The 20,922-nt window shown below is 75.0% G+C and carries 17 protein-coding genes and 2 pseudogenes; 12 read left to right on the top strand and 7 right to left on the bottom strand.

The genetic code is table 11. From position 1 onward, the window contains the following. The 4 genes and pseudogenes from IF01_RS47030 to IF01_RS44475 form a co-directional block, all read left to right on the top strand. Positions 1–95, top strand: a pseudogene (locus IF01_RS47030) (electron transfer flavoprotein subunit beta); the annotation flags it as partial. Between the two features lie 146 nt (positions 96–241). After that, positions 242–520 (top strand): annotated as a pseudogene (locus tag IF01_RS46085) (electron transfer flavoprotein subunit alpha/FixB family protein); the annotation flags it as partial. A gap of 239 nt (positions 521–759) precedes the next feature. Then, positions 760–2,184 (top strand): acyl-CoA synthetase, encoded by a 1,425-nt coding sequence (locus tag IF01_RS0131105; protein WP_030396930.1) that lies wholly within the window; start codon positions 760–762, stop codon positions 2,182–2,184. Between the two features lie 225 nt (positions 2,185–2,409). After that, the gene (locus tag IF01_RS44475) at positions 2,410–3,327 is read left to right on the top strand and encodes a C40 family peptidase (protein ID WP_051756548.1); all 918 of its coding nucleotides are present in this window, start codon (positions 2,410–2,412) and stop codon (positions 3,325–3,327) included. A gap of 147 nt (positions 3,328–3,474) precedes the next feature. Here the strand turns inward: IF01_RS44475 and IF01_RS0131095 are convergent, their stop codons facing one another. Then, a complete protein-coding gene (locus tag IF01_RS0131095) occupies positions 3,475–4,461 on the bottom strand; it encodes a PfkB family carbohydrate kinase (protein ID WP_030396928.1) in 987 nt (328 codons plus the stop codon). Positions 4,462–4,845: 384 nt separating this feature from the next. Between IF01_RS0131095 and IF01_RS0131090 the strand changes: the two genes are divergently transcribed. Both IF01_RS0131090 and IF01_RS0131085 read left to right on the top strand, forming a co-directional pair. Next, a complete protein-coding gene (locus IF01_RS0131090) occupies positions 4,846–5,913 on the top strand; it encodes an NUDIX domain-containing protein (protein ID WP_030396927.1) in 1,068 nt (355 codons plus the stop codon). A 202-nt stretch (positions 5,914–6,115) separates the two neighbouring features. Further along, entirely contained in the window at positions 6,116–6,982 is an 867-nt protein-coding gene (locus tag IF01_RS0131085; protein WP_051756544.1) for a DUF4184 family protein, read from the top strand. Between the two features lie 198 nt (positions 6,983–7,180). On the opposite strand, the gene IF01_RS0131080 is transcribed toward IF01_RS0131085, so the two are convergent. Next, complete coding sequence (locus IF01_RS0131080) at positions 7,181–8,545, bottom strand: dipeptidase (protein ID WP_030396925.1); 1,365 nt, start codon at positions 8,543–8,545, stop codon at positions 7,181–7,183. 238 nt (positions 8,546–8,783) lie between these two features. Here IF01_RS0131080 and IF01_RS0131075 point away from each other — a divergent pair, with 238 nt between their 5' ends. After that, positions 8,784–10,049, top strand: a complete 1,266-nt coding sequence (locus IF01_RS0131075) for a geranylgeranyl reductase family protein (RefSeq protein WP_167349781.1) — start codon at positions 8,784–8,786, stop codon at positions 10,047–10,049. A gap of 96 nt (positions 10,050–10,145) precedes the next feature. Here the strand turns inward: IF01_RS0131075 and IF01_RS0131070 are convergent, their stop codons facing one another. Next, a complete protein-coding gene (locus IF01_RS0131070) occupies positions 10,146–12,458 on the bottom strand; it encodes a glycosyl hydrolase family 18 protein (RefSeq protein WP_051756542.1) in 2,313 nt (770 codons plus the stop codon). 237 nt (positions 12,459–12,695) lie between these two features. Then, the gene (locus IF01_RS0131065; protein WP_030396922.1) at positions 12,696–13,688 is read right to left on the bottom strand and encodes an ArsR/SmtB family transcription factor; all 993 of its coding nucleotides are present in this window, start codon (positions 13,686–13,688) and stop codon (positions 12,696–12,698) included. Positions 13,689–13,834: 146 nt separating this feature from the next. Between IF01_RS0131065 and IF01_RS0131060 the strand changes: the two genes are divergently transcribed. After that, positions 13,835–15,145, top strand: a complete 1,311-nt coding sequence (locus tag IF01_RS0131060) for an MFS transporter (RefSeq protein WP_157855394.1) — start codon at positions 13,835–13,837, stop codon at positions 15,143–15,145. Between the two features lie 40 nt (positions 15,146–15,185). Here the strand turns inward: IF01_RS0131060 and IF01_RS0131055 are convergent, their stop codons facing one another. Next, positions 15,186–15,608 (bottom strand): RidA family protein, encoded by a 423-nt coding sequence (locus IF01_RS0131055; protein ID WP_030396920.1) that lies wholly within the window; start codon positions 15,606–15,608, stop codon positions 15,186–15,188. Positions 15,609–15,715: 107 nt separating this feature from the next. Here IF01_RS0131055 and IF01_RS0131050 point away from each other — a divergent pair, with 107 nt between their 5' ends. Next, positions 15,716–16,285: a Uma2 family endonuclease gene (locus IF01_RS0131050; protein WP_051756541.1), complete on the top strand. Its 570-nt coding sequence runs from the start codon at positions 15,716–15,718 to the stop codon at positions 16,283–16,285. 150 nt (positions 16,286–16,435) lie between these two features. Next, the gene (locus tag IF01_RS0131045) at positions 16,436–17,209 is read left to right on the top strand and encodes an enoyl-CoA hydratase family protein (RefSeq protein ID WP_030396918.1); all 774 of its coding nucleotides are present in this window, start codon (positions 16,436–16,438) and stop codon (positions 17,207–17,209) included. A 21-nt stretch (positions 17,210–17,230) separates the two neighbouring features. Here IF01_RS0131045 and IF01_RS0131040 read toward each other — a convergent pair whose 3' ends face one another. Then, complete coding sequence (locus IF01_RS0131040) at positions 17,231–17,989, bottom strand: maleylpyruvate isomerase family mycothiol-dependent enzyme (RefSeq protein WP_030396917.1); 759 nt, start codon at positions 17,987–17,989, stop codon at positions 17,231–17,233. 147 nt (positions 17,990–18,136) lie between these two features. Here IF01_RS0131040 and IF01_RS0131035 point away from each other — a divergent pair, with 147 nt between their 5' ends. Together IF01_RS0131035 and IF01_RS0131030 are read left to right on the top strand one after the other, a co-directional pair. Then, a complete protein-coding gene (locus IF01_RS0131035; protein ID WP_030396916.1) occupies positions 18,137–18,895 on the top strand; it encodes an acyltransferase in 759 nt (252 codons plus the stop codon). 76 nt (positions 18,896–18,971) lie between these two features. Then, positions 18,972–19,508 carry a GNAT family N-acetyltransferase gene (locus tag IF01_RS0131030; protein WP_030396915.1) on the top strand — a complete coding sequence of 179 codons (537 nt, stop codon included), beginning with the start codon at positions 18,972–18,974 and terminating at the stop codon, positions 19,506–19,508. 13 nt (positions 19,509–19,521) lie between these two features. On the opposite strand, the gene IF01_RS0131025 is transcribed toward IF01_RS0131030, so the two are convergent. Beyond that, a complete protein-coding gene (locus IF01_RS0131025) occupies positions 19,522–20,817 on the bottom strand; it encodes a PucR family transcriptional regulator (protein ID WP_037781786.1) in 1,296 nt (431 codons plus the stop codon). Between the last annotated feature and the right edge of the window lie 105 nt (positions 20,818–20,922).

The raw sequence follows: 20,922 nt of genomic DNA, 5'->3' as shown, positions 1-20,922 counted from the left end.
CGCGTCCGGCGCGTACCGCGGGCACGGTCGTCAAGGACGAGGGCGAGGGCGGCAAGGCGCTCGCGGGCTTCCTCGCCGACCAGAAGTTCATCTAGTCCCACCCGTTCGCGCATCCAACGATCGATCAGGAGCAATGAATCATGGCTGAGGAAGGTGGACGCGCTGGCCCAGATCGCCAAGGCCGCCGACGCGGCCGCGGTGCTGGTCACCTCCTCCGGCGAGGGCAAGGAGGTCGCCGCCCGCCGTCGGTGCCTCGCGCGCCGCCGTCGACGCCGGCTGGTACCCGCACAGCAGCCAGGTCGGCCAGACCGGCAAGCAGGTCTCCCCGCAGCTCTACATCGCGGCCGGCATCTCCGGCGCGATCCAGCACCGGGCCGGCATGCAGACCTCGAAGACCATCGTGGCCGTCAACAAGGACCCCGAGGCCCCGATCTTCGAGCTCGTCGACTACGGCGTGGTCGGCGACCTGTTCGAGGTGCTGCCCCAGCTCACCGGCGAGGTGAAGGCCCGCAAGGCCTGACACCGACCTGACGGCAGGTGACGGCGCGGGGGCGCGCCCGGGAACTCCCGGGGGCGCCCCCGCGCCGTCGTTCGCCCTGGCCCACGGGTGACCGGCCCCGGCCCGTAGAGTCGGTCGGCGGCGCCGGTCGCGGATCGCCGCGGACTCCGTGGATCCCGTGGACCCCGTGCACTCCGCGGCCCGGCGCGCAGCGGACCGTGGGCATCCGGCCCACCGTGGACAGGGGCGAGGGCAGACGCATGACACTCTTGACGGCGCTTCGGGGCGGCTCGGGCGACTCCGCCGACGCACTGCGGATCTCCGACGGACCGGGCCTCTCCCGCGAGCGGCTGCTCGGCGCGGCCACGGCCGTCGCCGACCGGGTGGCCGGCGCCCCGGCCCTCGCGGTGCTCGCCCGGTCCACCGCCGAGACGGTGGTCGCGGTCGTCGGCGGCCTGCTCGCCGGGGTCCCGGTGGTCCCGCTGCCCCCCGACTCCGGGCCCAAGGAGCGCGCGCACATCCTGCGCGACTCCGGCGCGGCCCTGCTGGCGCACGCCGCCGGCGACACCCTGCCCGAGGACGCCGGCGTCGCCGGGCTGCCGGTCGACCTGCGCGAGCGCTCGGCCACCACCTACGCCGAGCCGGACCCGGCGGCGACCGCCTTCGTGCTCTACACCTCCGGCACCACCGGTGCGCCCAAGGGGGCGGTGATCGACCGCTCCGCCGTCGCCGCCGACCTCGACGCGCTCGCCGACGCCTGGCAGTGGACCGCCGAGGACACCCTGGTGCACGGCCTGCCGCTGTTCCATGTGCACGGGCTGGTGCTCGGCGTGCTCGGCGCGCTGCGGACCGGCAGCCGGCTGGTGCACACCGGCCGGCCCACCCCCGCCGGGTACGCGGCCGCCGGCGGCAGCCTCTACTTCGGCGTGCCGACCGTCTGGTCCCGGCTGGCGGCGGATCAGGAAGCGGCCGCCCGGCTCGCCTCCGCCCGGCTGCTGGTCTCCGGCAGCGCCCCGCTGCCCGTCCCGGTGTTCGAACGACTCGCCGCGCTGACCGGCCACGCCCCGATCGAGCGGTACGGCATGACCGAGTCGCTGATCACCGTCTCCACCCGCGCCGACGGCGAGCGCCGCCCGGGCAGCGTGGGCCTGCCGGTGGCCGGGGTGCGCACCCGGCTGGTCGGCGAGGACGGCGCGCCGGTGCCGCACGACGGCGAGAGCGTCGGTGAACTCCAGGTGGCCGGGCCCACCCTGTTCCGGGGGTACCTCAACCGGCCGGACGCCGACGCCGAGGCGTGGACCGCCGACGGCTGGTTCCGGACCGGGGACGTCGCGGTGATCGGCGCCGACGGCTTCCACCGGATCGTGGGGCGGGCCTCCGTCGACCTGATCAAGAGCGGCGGCTACCGGATCGGGGCCGGCGAGGTGGAGGCGGCCCTGCGCGACCACCCGGCCGTGGCCGACGCCGCCGTGGTCGGCGCGCCGGACGCCGACCTCGGCCAGGCGATCGTGGCGTACGTCGTGCCGGACGGTCCGGTGACGGGTGAACAGCTGACGGACTTCGTGGCGTCGCGGCTCTCGGTCCACAAGCGGCCGCGGCGGGTGGTGCTGGTGTCCGAACTCCCCAGGAACGCGCTGGGAAAGGTGCTGAAGAAGCAGCTGTTGGCGGACACGGCACACGGGTGACGGGCGGTCACCCGGCGCCGGGTCGGGTGACGGTCGCTCACCTTCCGTGAGCCTTCCTTTGGCGCACTCCACTGCGCGCTGTGACCGGACGCGTGCCTACCGTGACAAGCGGCGCGGACCGGGTCCCCAGGGGCCCGCGCACCGCGTCCAGCGATTGGCGACCAGCGTTCGGCGCGACCGAGACGATCGGTGCGACCGGCGCGATCAGCGAAGGAAGACAGCAGCATGACGACCGTCAACACCGGCGCACCGGGTGCCGCCGACGACGCGACCGGGCAGCCCACTGCCACCACCTCCCCCCGGCCGGCGCGCGGCGCCCGACCCTCGCGGGCCGCGCGGGTCCGCCGGGGGATAGGCATGGTGGCCGTGATCGCGGCCGGTGCCGGCGTGATCGGTCTCGGCACCGGGGTGGGGACGGCGGCGGCCGAGCCGGCGCCGGCCCACGCCGGGTGGGACGGTTCGCGGTACTGGTTCAAGAACAGCGCGGGCCAGTGGCGCTGGACGACGCACTACGACGTCTACCTGGCGCGGACCGGCGGCTCGGCCCAGGGCACCGCCGCGGCCGCCTCGGCGTCGCCGACGACCGTCCCGTCCGGGGGCATCACCCAGGGGTGGGACGGTTCGCGGTACTGGTTCAAGAACAGCCAGGGCCAGTGGCGCTGGACCACGCACTACGACATCTACCTCGCGCGGACCGGGGGGTCGGACACCTCCTCCGGTTCGGCCTCGGGGTCCGGTTCCTCGGCCGACGCGGCGGCTCCGGCGACCCCGGCGGCGGACGGTGACGTCGAGACGGCGGTGCAGTTCGCGCTGGCGCAGCTGGGCAAGCCGTTCAAGACGGCCGGGAACGGTCCGGACGGCTACGACTGCTCGGGCCTCGTCCAGCAGGCCTTCCGGCGCGGCGACATCGAGCTGCCCCGGGTCGCCAACGACCAGTACGCGGCCACCACGCCGGTGACGGCCTCCCAGCTGCGGCGCGGTGACCTGCTGTTCTGGTCGGACGACGGCTCCGCCCGGGGCATCCACCACGTGGCGATCTACCTGGGCAACAACCAGTACGTGGAGGCCGCCCGGCCCGGCACGCTGATCCGGATCTCGGGGATCAGCAGCGGCTACTACCCGACCCACATGGGGCGGCCCTGAGGCCTGCCCGTGTCGGCCCGGACCGGCGCTCGGACCGCGGTGGTCCGGGCGCCGGTCCGTGGGTGCGGGTCTCTGCCACCGGTCCGTGGCACCGGTCCGTGGCGCCGGTCTGTGGCGCCGGTCCGGGGGTGCTTCGGGAGCGGGCGGTCAGGAGGCGCGGGCGGCCGGGCCGGTGAGGTCGGCCGGGCGGGGGAGGGCGCCGCGGGCGCCCAGGGCGGTGACCGCGAAGGCGCCGGCCGCGACGGCGGTGGCGGCGGCCTCGGGGAGGGACGCGCCCTGGGCCAGCCGGGCGGCGAGGGCGCCGCAGAACACGTCGCCGGCGCCGGTGGTGTCGACGACGGCCACCTCGGGGGCGGGGATGCGGTGGAGCGCGCCGCCCGCCGAGACCAGGGCGCCCGCCGCGCCGAGGGTGACCACCGCGCCGTCGCCGAGCGCCGCCAGCGCGGCGGCCGTCCTGGCGGTGTCGCTGCCGTCGGTGTCGCTGCCGTCGGTCCCGGCGGCAGCGGTCCCGTCGGCGTGGGCGGACCGGCCGGTGAGCTGGGCGGCCTCGACGGCGTTGGCGACCAGGAGCGGGCGGCGCCGACCCGGGCCGGACCAGTCCGGGAGGACGCCCGCGGGCGCCGCGTTGTGGATCCAGCGCGGCCCGGCGGGCAACGCGGAGGCCGTCGCGCGGATGCACTCCTCGGGCACCTCGCCACTGGTCAGCACGGTGTCGGCGGAGGTCAGGGCGAGCTCGGCGAGCGCCCGGGCGACCTCGGCGCCGGTGAGCCGGGCATTGGCGCCGGGGACGACCACGATGCTGTTCTCCCCGGCCGGGTCGACCAGGACGACGGCCAGCCCGGTGGGCGCGTCCGGGTCGGTGCGCACGGCGTCGGTCGCCACTCCGGCCGCCCGGAGGTCGGCCAGTGCGGCCCGGCCCTCGGCATCGGCGCCGACCCGGGCCACCAGGCAGGTCGGCGCGCCCATGGCGGCCGCCGCCACGGCCTGGTTGGCGCCCTTGCCGCCGAAGCCCTGGGCGGAGCCGGCCGCGAGGACGGTCTCCCCGGGGGCCGGGAGGACGGGGCAGCGCAGGATGCGGTCGATGTTCACGGAGCCGATGGCCACGACGCGGCCGGGCGTACTGGGTGCGGTCATCGTTCCTCTCTATGCGTTCGGCCGCCGATGGGCAAGCACGGGCCCGGCCCGGCGGCCCCCGGGCGGGGTGGGGCGTACGGACGGTGGGGTGTACGGACGGTGGGGCGTACGAGGTGCGGAGGGGGCGCGCGCCGTGCTGCCGGACTCCGGTGCCCAGGGGTGTGCGCTCCGGCGCGGCGGGGGTTGCAGCGGCCCCGTGGTAGGCCCTCTGACCTGGGCACATGCCGCTGTCAAACGGAACCGGGAACCGCCATGAGCCGGGCCGACGTGGAGGTATGGGGAACGGCGCGGCGCGGGTACCACCTCGGGTGGCGCTGGTTCGGCTGACGGGGGCGCCGCCCGGTGCGAACGGCACCGGGGGAGGTCGAGAAACAGGGGACGTTAGTGATCGTCTGGGTCAATGGCACGTTCGGGGCGGGCAAGACGAGCGCCTGTCGCGAGTTGGTGGAGCTGCTGCCCGGCAGCATGCTGTTCGATCCCGAGCTGGTCGGCTTCGGGCTGCGGGCGATGCTGCCGGCCGACCGGATGGCGGCGGTGTCGGACTTCCAGGAGCTGCCGGCCTGGCGGCGGCTCGTCCCCGAGACGGCGGCGGCGCTGCTCGGGGAGGTGCCCGGGCCGCTGGTGGTCCCGATGACACTGCTGCGGGAGGACTACCGGGACGAGATCTTCGGTTCACTGGCCTCCAACGGCATCGCGGTGCACCACCTCGTCCTGGACCCTGAAGAAACGATCCTGCGTGCGCGCATTGCCCAGCGTGAGGAGGTGCCCGACGATCCCGAGCGCAGCGAACGGATCCGGCAGTGGTGCCTGGAGCACGTGCCCCGCTACCTCGCCGCCCGCCGCTGGCTGCGCCGGGACGCCCGGCTCGTCGACACCTCCGGACTCACCCCGCAGGAGACCGCCGCCAGACTCGCCCAGCTGGTGGGCGACGGGTCGGCCCGCTGCCCGATCGTGCAGAGCCCCGATCCCACCGGGGACACCGTGGCCGCCGCCGTCCTGTTCTTCGACGAGCAGGACCGGGTGCTGCTCGTCGACCCGGTCTACAAGCCGGACTGGGAGTTCCCCGGCGGGGTGGTCGAACGCGGCGAGGCGCCGACCGACGCCGCGCTGCGGGAGACCGCCGAGGAACTCGGCCTCCGGCTGGACCCGGCCACGCTGCGGCTGCTCGCCGTCGACTGGGAGCCGCGCACCGGCCCGCGCCGGGGCGGGCTGCGCCTGGTCTACGACGGCGGCCTGCTGGACGCCACCGCCCGGCAGGGGTTGCTGCTCCAGCAGGACGAGCTGCGGAGCTGGCGCTTCGTCAGCCTGGAGGAGGCCTCCGGGCTGCTGCCGCCCGGGCGCTACCGGCGGCTCGCCGCGGCGCTGGACGCCCGGCGCTGCGGGGAACTGCGCTACCTGGAGGCCGGGCGGCGGGCGGGGGTGGGGCTGGCGTCGACGGCGGACGCGGCCTGAGCGGACCCGCTGGTCGGGCCCGGCCCGGGGCAGGTCGGGCCCGGGGTCCGGCGGCAGGGTCGGTGGGAGCGGTCGGTCCGGCGTCCTCGGCCGGGCCGGCCGCTTCGGCGTTCCGGGAACGGTGCCCGGTGGGTGGTGGTGGGCGGGGCGAGCCGTGCGGGGCGGGTGCGGCGGCCGTGACCGGGCGCGGCAGGATGGAGCCATGCCGTTCACCCTGAGTCACCCGGCCGCCGTCCTGCCCCTGCTGCGCCTGGCGGGGGAGCGCGGGCCGCTGGTCGCGTCCGCGCTGGTCGCCGGCTCGATGGCGCCGGACGTGCCGTTCTTCGCCGAGTCGCTGCTGCCCGGGGTCTACCGGTACGGCGGGGCGACCCACCGCTGGTGGGGGGTGCCGACGGTGGACGTGGCGCTCGCGGCCGGGCTGGTGGCGGGCTGGCACGGGCTGGTGCGCGGGCCGCTGGTCGCGCTGCTGCCGCCGCCGTGGTCCGGCGCGGCCGAGGCGCTGACGGTCCGCCGGGCCGGTCGGGGGCGCCCGACCGGGGCGGACCTCGCCTGGTTCGCGGCCTCGGCGGCGGTCGGCGCGGCGAGCCACGTCGGCTGGGACGCCTTCACCCACCACGACCGGGCCGGGGTCCAGCTGTTCCCGGCGCTGGGGCGGCCGGTCGCTGGCGGGCCGCCGCTGTGCGAGGTGCTGCAGTACGGCACCTCGGCGCCCGCGCTGGCCGCCGTGGCGGGGTACGCGGTGCGGGCGGCCCGGTCGGTGGAGCCGGTCCGGCCGGCCGTCGAACTGTCCGGCCGGGCCCGGCGGGCGGGCGCGGCGGTGCTGGGCGCGGCCACCGCGGCGGGGGTGGTGCACCGGCTCGTTCCGCTGCGGCGCGGGCTGGTGGGGGAGCTGTGCTTCGGGGCGGGGGCCGGGCTCGCGGTCGGCGCGGTCGGGTGGGCGCTGGCCCGGGCCGCGGTGACGGGGGTCCGGGGTGGTGCGGACCGGGCGGCCGGTGCGGCCGGGGTACGGGCGGCGCGGAGGTGGCGGCCGACGGCGCACAGGTGGAACGGGGTGGTGCGGGGAGTGTGAGCGGGGCGCGGCCACCCCGGGACGCGCGGGCGTGCGGCAGCGCGGGGCAGGCGTGCGGGGAGGACCTGCCCGGTGGTGACTCGGGCCCGAGGTGCGTGACGGGGACGCGAGGCGGGCCCGTGCCGCCTGCGGCGGACGTGACGCGGGCCGCGCCGTCGTGGTGGACGGCGCGGCCCGCGCAACCGGGGTTCGGAGGGGTCAGACCGAGCGCAGCTCGGCGTAGCGGCGCAGGAACAGCGCCTCGGTGAGGGCCATCCGCTCCAGCTCCAGCGGGTCGACGCTCTCGTTGACCGCGTGGATCTGGGTGGTCGGCTCCTCGACGCCGATCAGCACGATCTCGGCCTCCGGGTAGAGCGTGCGCAGCGTGTTGCAGAGCGGGATCGAGCCGCCCTCGCCGGAGGCGACCATCGGGGTGCCGAATGCCTCGGCCATCGCCTCGCCCATCGCCTCGTAGGCCGGACCGGAGGTGTCGGCGAGGAACGGGGAGCCGTTGCCCTGGCGCTCGACGGTGACCTGAGCGCCGAACGGCACCTGGGCCTCCAGGTGGGCGACCAGCGCCTCCTGGGCGGCGCCGGTGTCGGTGCCCGGCGGGACGCGCAGGCTGACCGAGGCCTTGGCGAAGGACTGCACGGAGGAGGTGGCGCCGACCACCGGCGGGGCGTCGATGCCGAGGACGGTCACCGAGGGGCGGGCCCACAGCCGGTCGGCGACGGTGCCGGTACCGGTGAGCGCGACCCCGTCCAGCACCTTGGCGTCGGCGCGGAACTGCTCGTCCGGGTACTGCACGCCGGTCCAGGTCTGATCGGTGGTCAGGCCGGCCACGGCGACGTCGCCGTGCTCGTCGTGCAGCGAGGCGAGCACCTTGACCAGGGCCTGGAGGGCGTCCGGCGCGGCGCCGCCGAACGCGCCGGAGTGCAGGTTGCCCGCGAGGGTGCGGACCGACACGTCGACCACGGTCATGCCGCGCAGCGAGGCGGTGACGGTGGGCAGGCCGGCGGCGAAGTTGCCGGTGTCGCCGATCACGATGGCGTCGGCGGTGAGCAGCTCGGGGTGGGCCTCGGCGTAGCGCTCCAGGCCGCCGGTGCCCTGCTCCTCCGAGCCCTCGACGATGATCTTCAGCCCGACCGGGTAGCCGCCGTCCGCCTGCCGCAGCGCCCGAAGGGCCGTCAGGTGCATCAGGATGTTGCCCTTGCAGTCGGCGGCGCCGCGCCCGTACCAGCGGCCGTCGCGCTCGGTCAGCTCGAAGGCGGGGCTCAGCCACTCGTCCTCGGCCAGCGGCGGCTGGACGTCGTAGTGCGAGTAGAGCAGGACGGTCGGGGCGCCGGCCGGGCCGGGCAGCTCGGCGTAGACGGACTGGGTGCCGTCGGGGGTGTCGAGCAGTCGGACACCGGTCAGGCCTTCGGCGGTGAAGGCGTCGGCGACCCAGTGGGCGGCCTTCTCGCACTCCTCGACCGGGAACTGACGCGGATCGGCGACCGATCGGAAGGCGACCAGTTCGGCCAGGTCGGTGCGGGCGCGGTCCATCAGGGACCGGACGGCGTCGGCCAGGGGCTGCTGCGGCATCGGGTGTGCTCCGGGTAGGGGTGGTCCGTCCGGGGGGTGCTTCGGGCGAACGGCGTTGACGAGGGGTAACGCCGATCATAGGCGGACACGAACGGACGGCCCCGGGGGGAGCGGGGCCCGGCACCGGTGCCCGGCCCCGTCCGCGCGGCCGGTGCGGGCCGGTCCGGTCACGATTCGTTCGCGCGTTCGGTGCGGTGCGGCCCACGTCGGCGGAGGCGGCCGCATAGGATTGTTGCCCGTGACTGACTCCGGAAGCCCCGATTCTCGTAGCCCGCTCGACGCCGAGGCCGCCGGGCCGGACCGGCCGGACCCGTTGGACCCGTTGGACCCGTTGGACGGCGTCTGGGACGTCGTCGTGGTCGGTGCCGGACCGGCCGGCTCCTCCGCCGCGCACGCCGCCGCCGCCCAGGGCCGGCGCGTGCTGCTGCTCGACAAGGCCGAGCACCCCCGGTACAAGACCTGCGGCGGCGGCATCATCGGGCCGTCCCGGGACAGCCTGCCGCCGGACTTCAAGCTGCCGCTCCAGGACCGGGTGCACGCCGTCACCTTCGCGTACGGCGGCCGGTTCACCCGCACCCGGCGGTCCAAGCGGATGCTGTTCGGCCTGGTCAACCGGGACGAGTTCGACCTGCGCCTGGTGCAGGCGGCCAAGCAGGCCGGCGCGGTGCTGGTCACCGGAGTGACCGTCACCGGGGTCGAGCAGCGCGGCGGCGAGCACCGTACGGCGCTGGTGACGGCCGCCGACGGGCGCAGCTTCGAGGCCCGCGCGGTGGTCGGCGCGGACGGCAGCGCGAGCCGGATCGGCCGGCACGTGGGTGTGTCCTTCGACCAGATCGACCTCGGCCTGGAGGCGGAGATCCCCGTACCGGCCGAGGTGGCCGCGGCCTGGGCCGGCCGGATCCACCTCGACTGGGGGCCGCTGCCCGGCAGTTACGGCTGGGTGTTCCCGAAGACCGAGTCCAGCAGCCTGACCGTCGGGGTGATCTCGGCCCGCGGGGACGGCGAGCGGACCAAGCAGTACCTGGCCGACTACATCCAGCAGTTGGGCCTCGCGGGGTTCCGGCCGAGCGTGGAGTCCGGGCACCTGACCCGCTGCCGGGCCGAGGACTCGCCGCTGTCGCGCGGCCGGGTGCTGGTGGCCGGCGACGCGGCCGGGCTGCTGGAGCCGTGGACCCGGGAGGGCATCTCCTACGCGCTGCGCTCGGGCCGGCTGGCCGGCGAGTGGGCGGTCAAGGTGGCCGAGGCGGGCACGGCGGCAGAGGTGCGCCGGGAGGCGCTGAACTACGCCTTCGCCATCAAGGCCGGTCTCGGGGTGGAGATGCGGGCCGGCAAGCAGATGCTGACCGCCTTCGAGCGCCGGCCGTACCTGTTCCACGCGGCGGTCTGCCTGGTCGACCCGGCCTGGCGGGCCTTCGCCCGCACCACCCAGGGGCACACCACCTTCGCCCAGGTGATCCGCCAGTACCGCTCGGCCCGCCGCCTCGCGGCCCTGGCCTCGCGCTGAGGTGACGCCGGGTTCGGCGGGTGGGTACCCGCCGAACCCGGCGTGTGCTGACTCGGCGTACGTGGACTCGGCGTGCTGTTCGAGTCCGTCGGCGTGCTACTTGAGGCCGTTGTCGATCGCCGTGATCAGGGTGCCGCCGGGGGTGTCCCCGGTCATTTCCCAGATCATCGCGCCGAGCAGGCCCTTCGATTTCAGGTAGGCCGTCTTCTTGCCGATCGACCAGGCGTCGTCGAAGGTCCACCACTGGCCGCCGGCGCCGGTGTAGCCGTAGGTCGCGACCGACTGTTCGTCGTGGTAGACGGCGAGGTTGGGGAAGGTGGTGATCAGGTTGTTGTACCCGCGGGTGCCGGCCTCCTCGGCGAACTGGCCGGGGGCGGCGCCGGTCGCGCTCTGCCACTCGCCCTTGACGCCGCCGTCGGCGACGCCCTGCCAGCCCCGGCCGTAGAACGCCAGGCCGATGGTGAGCTTGCGCGGGTTGACCCCGGCGTCGAGGTAGGGCTTGACCGCCGCGTCGACGCTGAAGTGGTTGGCGTACGGGTCCTGGGCGTCCTGGTAGAGGTTGCCCTGGTGGCCGGTGCGGTTGGGCTCCCAGGAGTTGTCGCTGCCCGCGCCGTGGAAGTCGTAGCCCTGGACGTTGGCGATGTCGAGGTAGTTGAAGATCTTCGAGAGGTCCCAGCCCTGGTTGATCTTCACCGGGTCGGCCGGGGTGAAGGCGGTCAGCAGCTTGTGCGAGCCGCCCAGGGCGTTCAGCTGCTTGCGGAACTCGGCCAGCAGCAGGGTCAGGTTCGCCTTGTCGTTGGCGCTGTAGTGGTTGCCGGCGTGGCCGTCGGGCGAGCCGGGCCACTCCCAGTCGAGGTCGATGCCGTCGAAGATGCCGGCCGCGACGCCGTCGCCGCCCGCGCCGTTGTAGACCGGCAGGTTGCCCTTGATCCACACATCGAGGCAGGACTTGACGAGCTTCTGCCGGGACGCGTCGGTGGCCGCCGCGTCGGAGAAGTACTTGGAGTACGTCCAGCCGCCCAGCGAGACGACGACCTTCAGGTTCGGGTACTTCGCCTTGAGCTTCTTCAACTGGTTGAAGTTGCCCCGCAGTTTGCCCCAGCCGTCGTCCGCCACGCCGTCGATCGACTGGGCGGCGCTCATCGGGCGGGCGTAGTCGGCGTCGGCGTCGCCCGCGCCGGTGCCCTGGTCCGGGTCCTGCGGGTCGGCGGTGGTGCCCTTGGTGACGCCCGCCATGCAGGTCAGGTTGACCGGGTCGATGTTCTCGAAGGCGTAGTTGATGACGTCGAGCTTGGCCGCGCTGCCCGAGGTGTCGAGGTTCTTGACGAAGTACTGGCGGCCGTAGATGCCCCACTGGGTGAAGTAGCCGACCCGGGCGTACTTCCCGGCGCCGACCAGGTCGGAGGTGGTGACCTTCAGCGGTGCGGTGGCGGGCGAGGCGTTGTCCGCGCCGTCCCTGGCCTTGACGGTGAAGGTGTAGGCGGTGGACGGGGAGAGGCTGCCGACGGTCGCGGTCAGGGTGGAGCCGGTGACCGTGCGGACCAGGGCGCCGTCCTGGTAGACGTCGTACGCGGCGACCTTGAGATTGTCGGTGGCCGCGTTCCAGGCGAGCGTCACGTCGCTCGAACCCACCGCCGTGGTGCGGAGGTTGGTGGGCGCGGTGGGCGGCGTCGGGTCGGTCGCCGGGTCGAAGGTGGAGGCGGTGACCGGCGCGCTCGCCGGGCCGAGGTTGCCGCGGGTGTCCTTGGCGCGGACGGTCAGCGTGTAGCTGGTCGCCGGGGTGAGGTTGGTGACCACGGCGTCGGTGGTGGTGCTGCCGCCGACCACGGTGCTGCCGTTCAGCACGTCGTAGGAGGCCACCGGGAAGTCGCCGCCGGTCGCGGCGGGCCACTTCAGCGCGAGCGTGTGGGCCGTCGCGTCGGTCACCGCGGGGGTGCCGGGCGCGGACGGCAGGACGTCCGAACTGCCGTCGCACTTGTCGCCGTTGATGCGGCAGCCGGTGGGCGTGCCGACCGGGCCGTTGGCGACGAACCAGAAGCTGTACGGCTCGGTGGTCTTCCCCGCGGGGACGTTGGCGTTGTAGAACGCGGCGACGGCGGTGACGTGGCGGCCGTTGACCGTCGCGGTCCCGTTGTAGCTGTTCTGGACGGTCACGCCGGCCGGGAGGTCGAACTCCAGGGTCCAGCCGTTGACGGCGGTGGTGTTGTCGTTGCGGACGATGTAAGTGCCCTTCCACCAGGAGCCGTTGTTCTCGGTGGTGAAGGCGGCGGTGAGCTTGCCGGCCGCGTTGGCGGGGGTGGCCAGGGCGGTGATCGCGGCGAGGGGGAGGAGCAGGACGGAGAGCAGCGCCAGCAGTCTGCGGCGGGTGCGGCGCGCCTGGTCTCGGCGCGTGCGGGATCGGACGGACATGGTTCTCCCTGTGACTGTGGGGTTGGACAGGGTGGCGCAGAACCGTGCGGGTGGAGCCCGGTGGTGCCTGGTGGTGCCTGGTGGTGCCCGGTCGGGTGCTGGGGTCGGTGCGTGGTCGACCGGTGCCCGCGTCGTGGGGGACGCAGCATGGGGCACTGTAGGAGGTACAGACCAATGCGTCAACAGGTCTGTACCACTGGCGAGTTGATCGAATTCGGCGGGCCGGGGCCGGGGCCGTCAGCCCCGGCGCGGGTGGCCGGACAGCTCGTCGCCGAGCGGGCTGCGGCTGTACAGCACCGAACGGCCGTGCCGTGCCCGGTTCACCAGCCCGGTCCGGTGCAGCACCGCCAGATGCTGGCTGATCGCGGCCGGCGTCACCCCCAGCCGGTAGGCGAGGTCGGTGGTGCTGGCCGGCTCGGCCAGCAGCGCGAGCAGCCGGGTCTTCGGTGCGCCGAGCAACTGCTCCAGCGCGCGCGGGGTCGCCGACGCCGCCGGAGCGGTCATCCCCGCCTGCCCCCGGGCCGGGTAACTGATCTGCGGCGCCCGGTCGTTGCTGATCATCGTGATCGCGCCCCGGGCGAAGAAGGTCGGCACCAGGACCAGCCCGCGACCGTCCACCGTGATCTCCCCGTCCCACTGCTTCCAGCGGCGGTCGACCGACAGCAGCCCGTCCGTCCAGCGCAGCCGGTGGTCCAGGTCGGCGAACAGCGCGGCCGCACCCTGCTGCGCCAGCACCCGGGAGCGGTAGACCAGGTCGGCCTCCAGTACCGCCCTGGCCTGCGGCCACCAGCCCGGTGCCAGGCAGCACTCCCAGTACTCCTCCAGCGCGTCGGCGATCCGCGCCAGCAGCCGGGCCGGGTCGGCCAGGCCCGCCGCGAGCAGTGGGGGCAGCGACTGGTGGTGGGGCAGGAAGGTCTGCTCCAGCTCGGGTCGCAGCCGCTCGGGCGGCAGTGCCCGGACGGCGGCCAGCTCGGTGCGGAAGTCCGGCCAGGGGGTGGCCGGGCGGGGCGTCAGGAAGTCCGGGATCCAGCGGTGCACGGAGACCAGCGAGAGCAGCAGTGCGGAGTCCAGCCGTTCGAAGGCGGGGCGCAGTCGCTCGAAGGCGGCGGACTGGAGGGGGAAGTACCCGGGGTGGGTCCACATCCGTAGGCTGAGCGCGGCCTCCTGGACGGGGGAGCAGGCGAACCAGGTGGTGGCGAGGTCGGCCAGGCCGAGCTTGAACCGGTGCACGCGACCCCCGCTCCCTGTTCCCGTCCGCGTCGCCGCGCGTCCGTGGCACGTCCGTGGCACGTGTCCGTGCCGCCCGTGCGCTGCTGGTTTTAGCCTGAGCCTAAATGATTACTGCCGAGCGGCGGCGGCGGGGTGTGATCGTGACCATGACCACCGCACCGGCGGCGACCGCCGCGCCGAGTTCCGACCTCCCCGCCTCCGGGGCGTCCCGCCTGCTGCACCCCGACCCGACGGTGCGCAGGCTCGCCCGGATCACCCTGCTCAACACGGTCGGCAGCGGCCTCTCGCTCTCCGTCGGCGTGCTGTTCTTCACCCGCTTCCTCGGGCTGAGCGCCGGTCGGCTCGGTTTCGCGCTCACCGCCGCCGGGCTCTGCGGGGTGCTCGCCAGTGTCCCCGCCGGACGCGCCGCCGACCGCTGGGGGTCCAGGCCGGTCCTGGTCGCGCTGGTCGCCCTCACCGGCCTCGGCACCGCCGGGTACACCCTGGTGGACGGCTACCCGGCGTTCGTCGCGCTCGCCTGCCTGGTCGCCGCCGCCGACCGGGGCTCGGCGGCCGTGCGCAACGCCCTGTACGCGGAGGTGCTGCCCGCCGACAAGCGGGTCGCGGGCCGGGCCTACCTGCGGGTGGTGACCAACGTCGGGCTGTGCCTCGGCACCGGGGTCGGCGCGATCGCGCTCCAGGTGGACTCGCGGGCCGGCTATCTGGCGGCGATCCTGGCGGACGCGGCCTCGTACCTGGCCGTCGCGGTGATGTTCCAGCGGCTGCGGGTGCCGGGGTGGTCGGGTGTCGCGTCGGCCGAGGCGGTCGAGGCGAGCAAGCCCGTCGAGAACGGCTCGGCCGGGGGAAGGGGGCGCAACCCGGCGCTGCGGGACGGGCCGTTCCTGGTGGTGACCGCGCTCGGCTCGGTGCTCGCCCTGCAGTTCGCGATGCTGGAGGTCGGGGTGCCGCTGTGGATCGTCCAGCAGACCGACGCGCCCCGGATCACCGTGGCCGGCACCCTGATCGTCAACACCGTGCTGGTGATCGCGTTCCAGGTCCGCGCGACCCGGGGCACCGAGCACCCGACCGCCGCCGCCCGGGCCTGCGGACGCTCCGGGCTGATCCTGGCCGCCTCCTGCCTGGTCATCGGCCTCGCCCACGGCACGCCCGCCGCGCTCGCCGCGGTGGTGGTCCTGGTCGGCGTGGCACTCCAGGCGGTCGGCGAGGTCCTGGGCCAGGCCGGCACCTGGGCGCTCAGCTACGACCTGGCCGGCGAGCGCTCGCACGGCGCCTACCAGGGTGTCTTCAACGCGGGCATGTCCGCCGCGCTGATGATCGGCCCGGCCGTCGTCTCGACCGCCGTCATCGGCCACGGCCTGGTGGGCTGGGCCGCCCTCGGCGCGCTGCTCGCCGGCGCCGGCCTCGCCATGGGCCCCGCCGTCCGGTGGGCCCGGCGGCGGGGCGCGGTGCCGGCCTGACGCGCCGGGGCCGCCGGGGCCGACGGGGGTCGCCCGTCGGCTACTCCGGGACCACCGCGAAGGCCTCGATCTCGATCAGCACCTCCGGCAGGAACAGCGCCGCCACCTGCATCGCCGAGCTCGCCGGCAGCGGCAGACCGCCGAACGCCTCGTCCCGGGCCTCGCGGACGGCCGGCATGTGCGCGATGTCGGTGAGGAAGTACGTCAACTTGACGACATGCGAGAAGTCCGCGCCCGCTGCGGCCAGGCAGCGCCGCAGGTTCTCGAAGACCTGCCGCGCCTGCGCCCCCGGGTCGCCCTCGCCGACCAGTTGCCGCCCCTCGTCGAAGGCGACCTGCCCCGACACCGCCACCAGCCGCCCGGTGGCCGTCACCACCTGGGTGTAGCCGGTCCCGGGAGCGACCCCGGGCGGCTCGGCGATGTGGGTGAGGCCGCTGCTGGTGGGCTGTGATTCCGTGGTCATGGGCCCATCGTGGCCGACAGCCGATCACCGCACCACGGCTTTCACGGAGGGTATTCTTCCGGTGTGCGCCACGTGACGAGAGCGACCGCCGCGAAGGAGACCGCTTCGTGAGCACAGCCCACCGACTCCCCGGCGACTACAGCACGGTGACGGATCCCGAACGGGCACTGAAGTACGCGATCCAGCACATCGCAGTCGCCCGTGCCGAGGTCGTCGAGGGAGCCATCACCCTGCTCTCGTCGACCTGGGCGCACGAGAACGCCGCCGAGCTCGTCCGCCGACAGCTGACGGCGCGCCTGGAAGCATTGGGGCTGGTGTCCGGAGCAGGCAGTCTCGACCTGCCCGGATCGGAGAACTGGTTCATCCCCGACCTCGCGGTCGTACCGGCGGACCTGGCGGCGAAGACCGAGGGCGCTCTGCTCCCGGACCGGACGCTGCTGGTGGTGGAGGTCACCTCGCCCTCGAACGGCGAGACCGACCGGACGGTGAAGCGTCGCCGGTACGGCCAGTACGGGGCGCCGATCTACCTCTTGGTCGACCGGCAGCACCGGGCCTGCACGGTGTTCAGCGAGCCCACCCGGCTCGGCTACGCCGTCGAGGACGGGCCGCACGCCTTCGGGGTGCCCGTCCGGCTGCCCGCGCCGTTCGAGCTCGACCTCGACACGTCGCGGCTCTGAGCGGCCGGGGGCGTCACCGGCGGGGATCCGGGCGTCGGGAAGCCTGGCCGAGGGGAGGGTGGGCATGTCAGAGTCGTGCGGGCGCCGCCGCCGACCCGTGGTCGCGGCCCCGTTCCGACCCACCCTCAGCCGGAAAGCAGGACCGTACCGATGACCAGTGAAGCGCCCTTTGTCCGTGTCTCCACCGAGGACGCGGTCACCACGCTGACCCTCGACTCGCCGCACAACCGCAACGCGCTCTCCCGTCGGCTGATGGCCGAGCTGACCGCCGGGCTGGCCGGGGCGGCCGCGGATCCGGAGGTGCGCGCGGTGGTGCTGACGCACGCGGGCAAGGTGTTCTGCGCCGGGGCGGACCTCTCGGAGGCGACCGGGGCGGACCCGACGGTCGGGCCGCGCGGGCTGGTCGACCTCCAGCGGGCCATCGTGGACTGCGCCAAGCCGGTGATCGCCGTCATCGACGGGCACGTGCGGGCCGGCGGGCTGGGGCTGGTGGGCGCGGCCGATCTGGCGATCGCCGGACCGGCCGCCACCTTCGCGTTCACCGAGGTCAGGCTCGGCCTGGCGCCGGCCGTGATCTCGCTGCCGCTGCGCCCCAAGCTGGACCCGCGCGCGGCCTCCCGGTACTACCTGACCGGCGAGGTGTTCGACGCGGCCGAGGCCGCCCGGATCGGTCTGGTCACCCGGGCGGCCGACGCGCCGGAGTCGGTCGAGGTCGCGCTGAAGGAGCTGCTGGACGCCCTGCGGCTGGGTTCGCCGCAGGGCCTGGCGCAGTCCAAGCGGCTCGCCAACGCCGAGGTGGTGCGCTCCTTCGAGCGGGACGCGGACGAGCTGGTCGAGCTGTCGGCGCGGCTGTTCGGCTCGGAGGAGGCGCAGGAGGGCATGCGGTCGTTCCTGGAGAAGCGGCCCGCCCGCTGGGTGCGCTGACGGCTGTCGCGGCCGCTCGGCTCAGCCGATGGTGGCGGTCTCGCGCCAGAGTTCGAGCAGCGCCTCGTCGCCGGAGTGCTCCACCCGACCGGTCCCGGCGGGCAGCCGGTTCCAGAGCAGCAGGTAGAGGTCCCGGGCCGGGCCGGTGAGGGTCAGGTCGGCCGGGGCCTCGGTGAGCTCGACGGACAGCGGTTCCTCGCTGACCGTCGCCAGCCAGCGGCCGGGCCCGTCGGTCGTGCTGACCAGCACGGTGCGCGGCCGCTCGCTGCGGAGCGTGGAGCGGTCGCGGGACAGGAAGCCGCGCAGCAGTTCGTCGATGCCGTCGAGCGCGAGCTCCGGTGCGGTCGCCGGTCCCTCGGCGCCGGCGGCCGCGTCGGCGTCGATCCGGTGCACGGCCGTCTCGTGCGCCTGCCGGCGGGCCCAGAACGCGAGCGGGCTCGGGGCCGTCGGCAGGAAGGTCCAGCAGTCCAGGTCGGCCGGGGCGGCGAGGAGGGTGTCGACCAGGGCGCCGTGGCCCGCGCGGAACCAGTCGACGAGGACGGCGTCGTCCGGCTTCTCCGCCCAGATCGCCTGCTGGCTCGCCTCGTCCATCGGCGTCGGCCGACCGTCCCGGAGGTGGGTGGTGGCCCAGCGGTGCACATGGCCGGTGTGCAGGACGAGGTCCCGCAGCCGCCACTCCGGGCAGGTCGGGACGGGGGCGTCGAGCTCGGTGCGGGCGGCGGCGTCGGCGAGCAGGCCGCCCTCGTGGCGCAGGGCGTCGATGTGTGCGGTGATCTCCATGATCGGGATTCTGGCAGCATCGGCGGTATTCGGACGCGTGTTCCCATGGATGGGCGGCGAAAATGTCGCGAGGGCGTGCCGACGCGGCCCGTGTGACCTTGGCCGCCTCCGCGCCGGGCGGACCGTACGGACCGGTAACGTGAGCGCATGTCGATCACGCGTTCCCTGTTCAGCGCCGCCCGGGCCGGCGGCCGGCGCGCTGCGGGGCGGCTCGTCCACCGGGGCTGGCAGTGGGTGCAGCGGGCCGGCGCGGTCTCCAGCGAGAACCCCGGGCCGTACCGCTTCGGGGAGCTCGGCGCGGGCACGAAGCTGAGCTTCCCGCTCGGCGCGGTCTTCAACGAGCAGTGGATCACCATCGGCCCGTTCTCGATCATCGGCGAGCGGGTGACCATCAGCGCGGGCTTCCTCCCCGGCCTGGACCTCGGGCCCGAGCCGATCGTGCGGATCGGCGGCGGCTGCGTGATCGGCCGGGACAGCCACATCGTCGGCCACCAGTCGATCGTGCTGGGCGACGACGTGTGGACCGGGCCCGGCGTCTACATATCCGACCAGGCGCACGAGTACCGGGCGACGGACCTGCCGATCGGCAAGCAGTGGCCGCGCAACGAGCCGGTGGAGATCGGCTCCGGCAGCTGGATCGGCACCGGGGCGGTGATCCTCCCCGGCGCCCGGCTGGGCCGCAACGTGGTCGTCGCGGCCGGCTCGGTGGTGCGCGGCGAGGTGCCGGACCACACGGTGGTGGCGGGCGCGCCGGCCAGGGCCGTCCGCCGCTGGACGCAGGAGGAGGGCTGGCAGCCGCCGTTCCGCAACGAGCCGCCGAGCCCGCTGCCGGACGACATGACCGCCGCGCAGCTGCGCGCGCTGGCGGGCTGGGACCTGCGGCTGCCGGGCGAGTCCGAGGTCTGAGGCCGGGCGGCCAGGATCCGAGCGGCAGGCCCTAATTCGGTTGCCGCCGCTCCGCGGGGTCGGATAGGAAGCTCGCATGCTTCGAGGAGAGAAGATCGGGCTGCGGGCCCGGCACGAGGACGACCTTCCGGTCCTGCTGACCGAGCTCCACGACGACGTGGCCAACTCCTCGCGGGCCGAGAGCGCAGCGTGGCGGCCGATCCCGCCCGGCTCGAAGGAGTCCCGGGTCTCGCTGGACCGCACGGACGACGCGGTCGTGCCGTTCTCCGTGGTGGAGCTCGACAGCGGCGCGCTCCTCGGCAGCGCGAGCCTGTGGGGCATCGACAACCACAACCGCTCCGCGCACCTCGGGCTCGGGCTGCTCCCCTCCGCCCGCGGGCGGGGCCACGGCAGCGAGGCGGTCGCGGTGCTGTGCCACTACGGCTTCGTGGTGCGCGGCCTGCGGCGGCTTCAGGTCGAGACCCTCGCGGACAACGCCGCGATGCTCCGCGCCGCCGAGGGCAACGGCTTCGTCCGGGAGGGCGTGCTGCGCTCCTCGGCCTGGGTGATGGGCGAGTTCCTGGACGAGGTGCTGCTCGGCCTGCTGGTCCAGGACTGGAAGGCCCGGGGCTGACGAAGGGCAGGGGTCAGGGGGCGGCCCGGGTGTCCGCGGCGGCGCGTTCGGCGTCGCGGGCGGCGAGGGCGGCCGCGATCCGGGGCAGGTCGGCGGGCCGGGTGGGGTCCAGGCCGGTGCGGACGGCGATCCGGCGCAGCCGGTAGTCCACGGTGTTGGGGTGCAGATGGAGCACCTGGGCCGTGTGGCGTCTGCTGAGACCGCCGGCCAGGTGCACCCGCAGGGTGGTGAGCAGTTCGCCCGCGTCGTCCAGCGGGGCGAGCAGTGCGGCGAGCCGCGACCGGGCCCGGCTGGGCCGGCTGAGCTGGTACTCGACCAGCAGGTCGTCCAGGCGGTGCAGGCCGGGTGCCCGCCCGACCGCCAGGGCCACTTCGAGGACCTCCGCCGCGAGCGCGGCGCCCGCCGGTACCTCGGCGGGCGCCGAGGCGGACCCGCCCGCCCGGACGGCGACTCCCGCCGCGCGCGCGAGGCGCCGCAGGGTCTCGGCCAGCCGCTCCCAGGCCTGTTCGGGCACGGCCTCGGGGTCGTGCTCCAGCGGGACCAGCACCACACCGCCGGCGGCGGTGAGCGCGGACAGCGCCGACTGCCGGGTGGCGTGGTCGAGTTCGGTGCGCAGCCGGCGCAGCTTGCGGTGCCCCGCGACCGCCCGGTCGACGTCCGGGGAGCGCTCGTCGGGGTGCTCGGCGACGGCGAGGCGCAGCACCGCGTAGGCGGGCGGCAGGCCGATCCCGGCCCGGGCGGCCGCCGCCGCGGCCTCGGCGGGCGCGCCGTCCAGCAGCGCGGTGACCAGGGCCCCTCGGGCGGCCCGCCGTTCGTCGGCGTCGCCGCGGCCCTCCGCCAGGTATCCGGCGCAGGTCGCGGCGGCGGCCCGGCGCAGGTGGTTGAGCATCAGCCGGTTGAGCAGCAGCAGGTCGGCGGCGTCGCCGTCGTCGGCGTGCCGGGTGATCAGCTCCCAGCAGACCTCCATGCCGAGGTGGTGGGCGAAGAGCACGGCGTCCAGCGGCACGCCCTCCTCGGCGCGCCGGGCGGCGGCCTCCCGGACGGCGGCGAACTCGCCCTCGGGGGCGGGCAGTCCGGTGCGGACGGCGTGGGCGAGGGCGCGGATCCGGCGGGCGGCGACCGGGACCAGTTCGCCGGCGGCGAGTTCGCGGGGGAAGCGGCGGTAGGCCGGCACCCGGTCCAGCAGTGCGGCGACCAGGGCCTCGGCCAACTCCGGTACGGCGCTCAGCAGACGTTGGTCGGCGGCGGTGCCGCCGATCACCGGGATCCGCCAACCGGCTGCGGTGGGGGGTGAATTGTGACCGGTCACAGAGAACTCCGTCGAGGTCTGGAAGCCGCCCGAGACCCAGGTCGGAGGGGCGACCGCAGGATGGAGGCACTCGGGTTACCTGTTGGTAACAAACTTCCGCTCCGG

It is taken from the genome of Kitasatospora purpeofusca, assembly GCF_000718025.1.
In the GTDB taxonomy this organism is placed as follows: domain Bacteria; phylum Actinomycetota; class Actinomycetes; order Streptomycetales; family Streptomycetaceae; genus Kitasatospora; species Kitasatospora purpeofusca.
This window is presented reverse-complemented; position numbering and strand designations above follow the sequence as displayed.

What these genes read in the sequence shown, in the direction of transcription:
- IF01_RS0131035 (WP_030396916.1), top strand. Translation starts at nt 18,137, where the DNA reads ATGTCGATCACGCGTTCCCTGTTCAGCGCCGCCCGGGCCGGCGGCCGG.
- IF01_RS0131055 (WP_030396920.1), bottom strand. Translation starts at nt 15,608, where the DNA reads ATGACCACGGAATCACAGCCCACCAGCAGCGGCCTCACCCACATCGCC.
- IF01_RS0131070 (WP_051756542.1), bottom strand. Translation starts at nt 12,458, where the DNA reads ATGTCCGTCCGATCCCGCACGCGCCGAGACCAGGCGCGCCGCACCCGC.
- IF01_RS0131030 (WP_030396915.1), top strand. Translation starts at nt 18,972, where the DNA reads ATGCTTCGAGGAGAGAAGATCGGGCTGCGGGCCCGGCACGAGGACGAC.
- IF01_RS0131080 (WP_030396925.1), bottom strand. Translation starts at nt 8,545, where the DNA reads ATGCCGCAGCAGCCCCTGGCCGACGCCGTCCGGTCCCTGATGGACCGC.
- IF01_RS0131105 (WP_030396930.1), top strand. Translation starts at nt 760, where the DNA reads ATGACACTCTTGACGGCGCTTCGGGGCGGCTCGGGCGACTCCGCCGAC.
- IF01_RS0131040 (WP_030396917.1), bottom strand. Translation starts at nt 17,989, where the DNA reads ATGGAGATCACCGCACACATCGACGCCCTGCGCCACGAGGGCGGCCTG.
- IF01_RS0131095 (WP_030396928.1), bottom strand. Translation starts at nt 4,461, where the DNA reads ATGACCGCACCCAGTACGCCCGGCCGCGTCGTGGCCATCGGCTCCGTG.
- IF01_RS0131060 (WP_157855394.1), top strand. Translation starts at nt 13,835, where the DNA reads ATGACCACCGCACCGGCGGCGACCGCCGCGCCGAGTTCCGACCTCCCC.
- IF01_RS0131085 (WP_051756544.1), top strand. Translation starts at nt 6,116, where the DNA reads ATGCCGTTCACCCTGAGTCACCCGGCCGCCGTCCTGCCCCTGCTGCGC.
- IF01_RS0131045 (WP_030396918.1), top strand. Translation starts at nt 16,436, where the DNA reads ATGACCAGTGAAGCGCCCTTTGTCCGTGTCTCCACCGAGGACGCGGTC.
- IF01_RS44475 (WP_051756548.1), top strand. Translation starts at nt 2,410, where the DNA reads ATGACGACCGTCAACACCGGCGCACCGGGTGCCGCCGACGACGCGACC.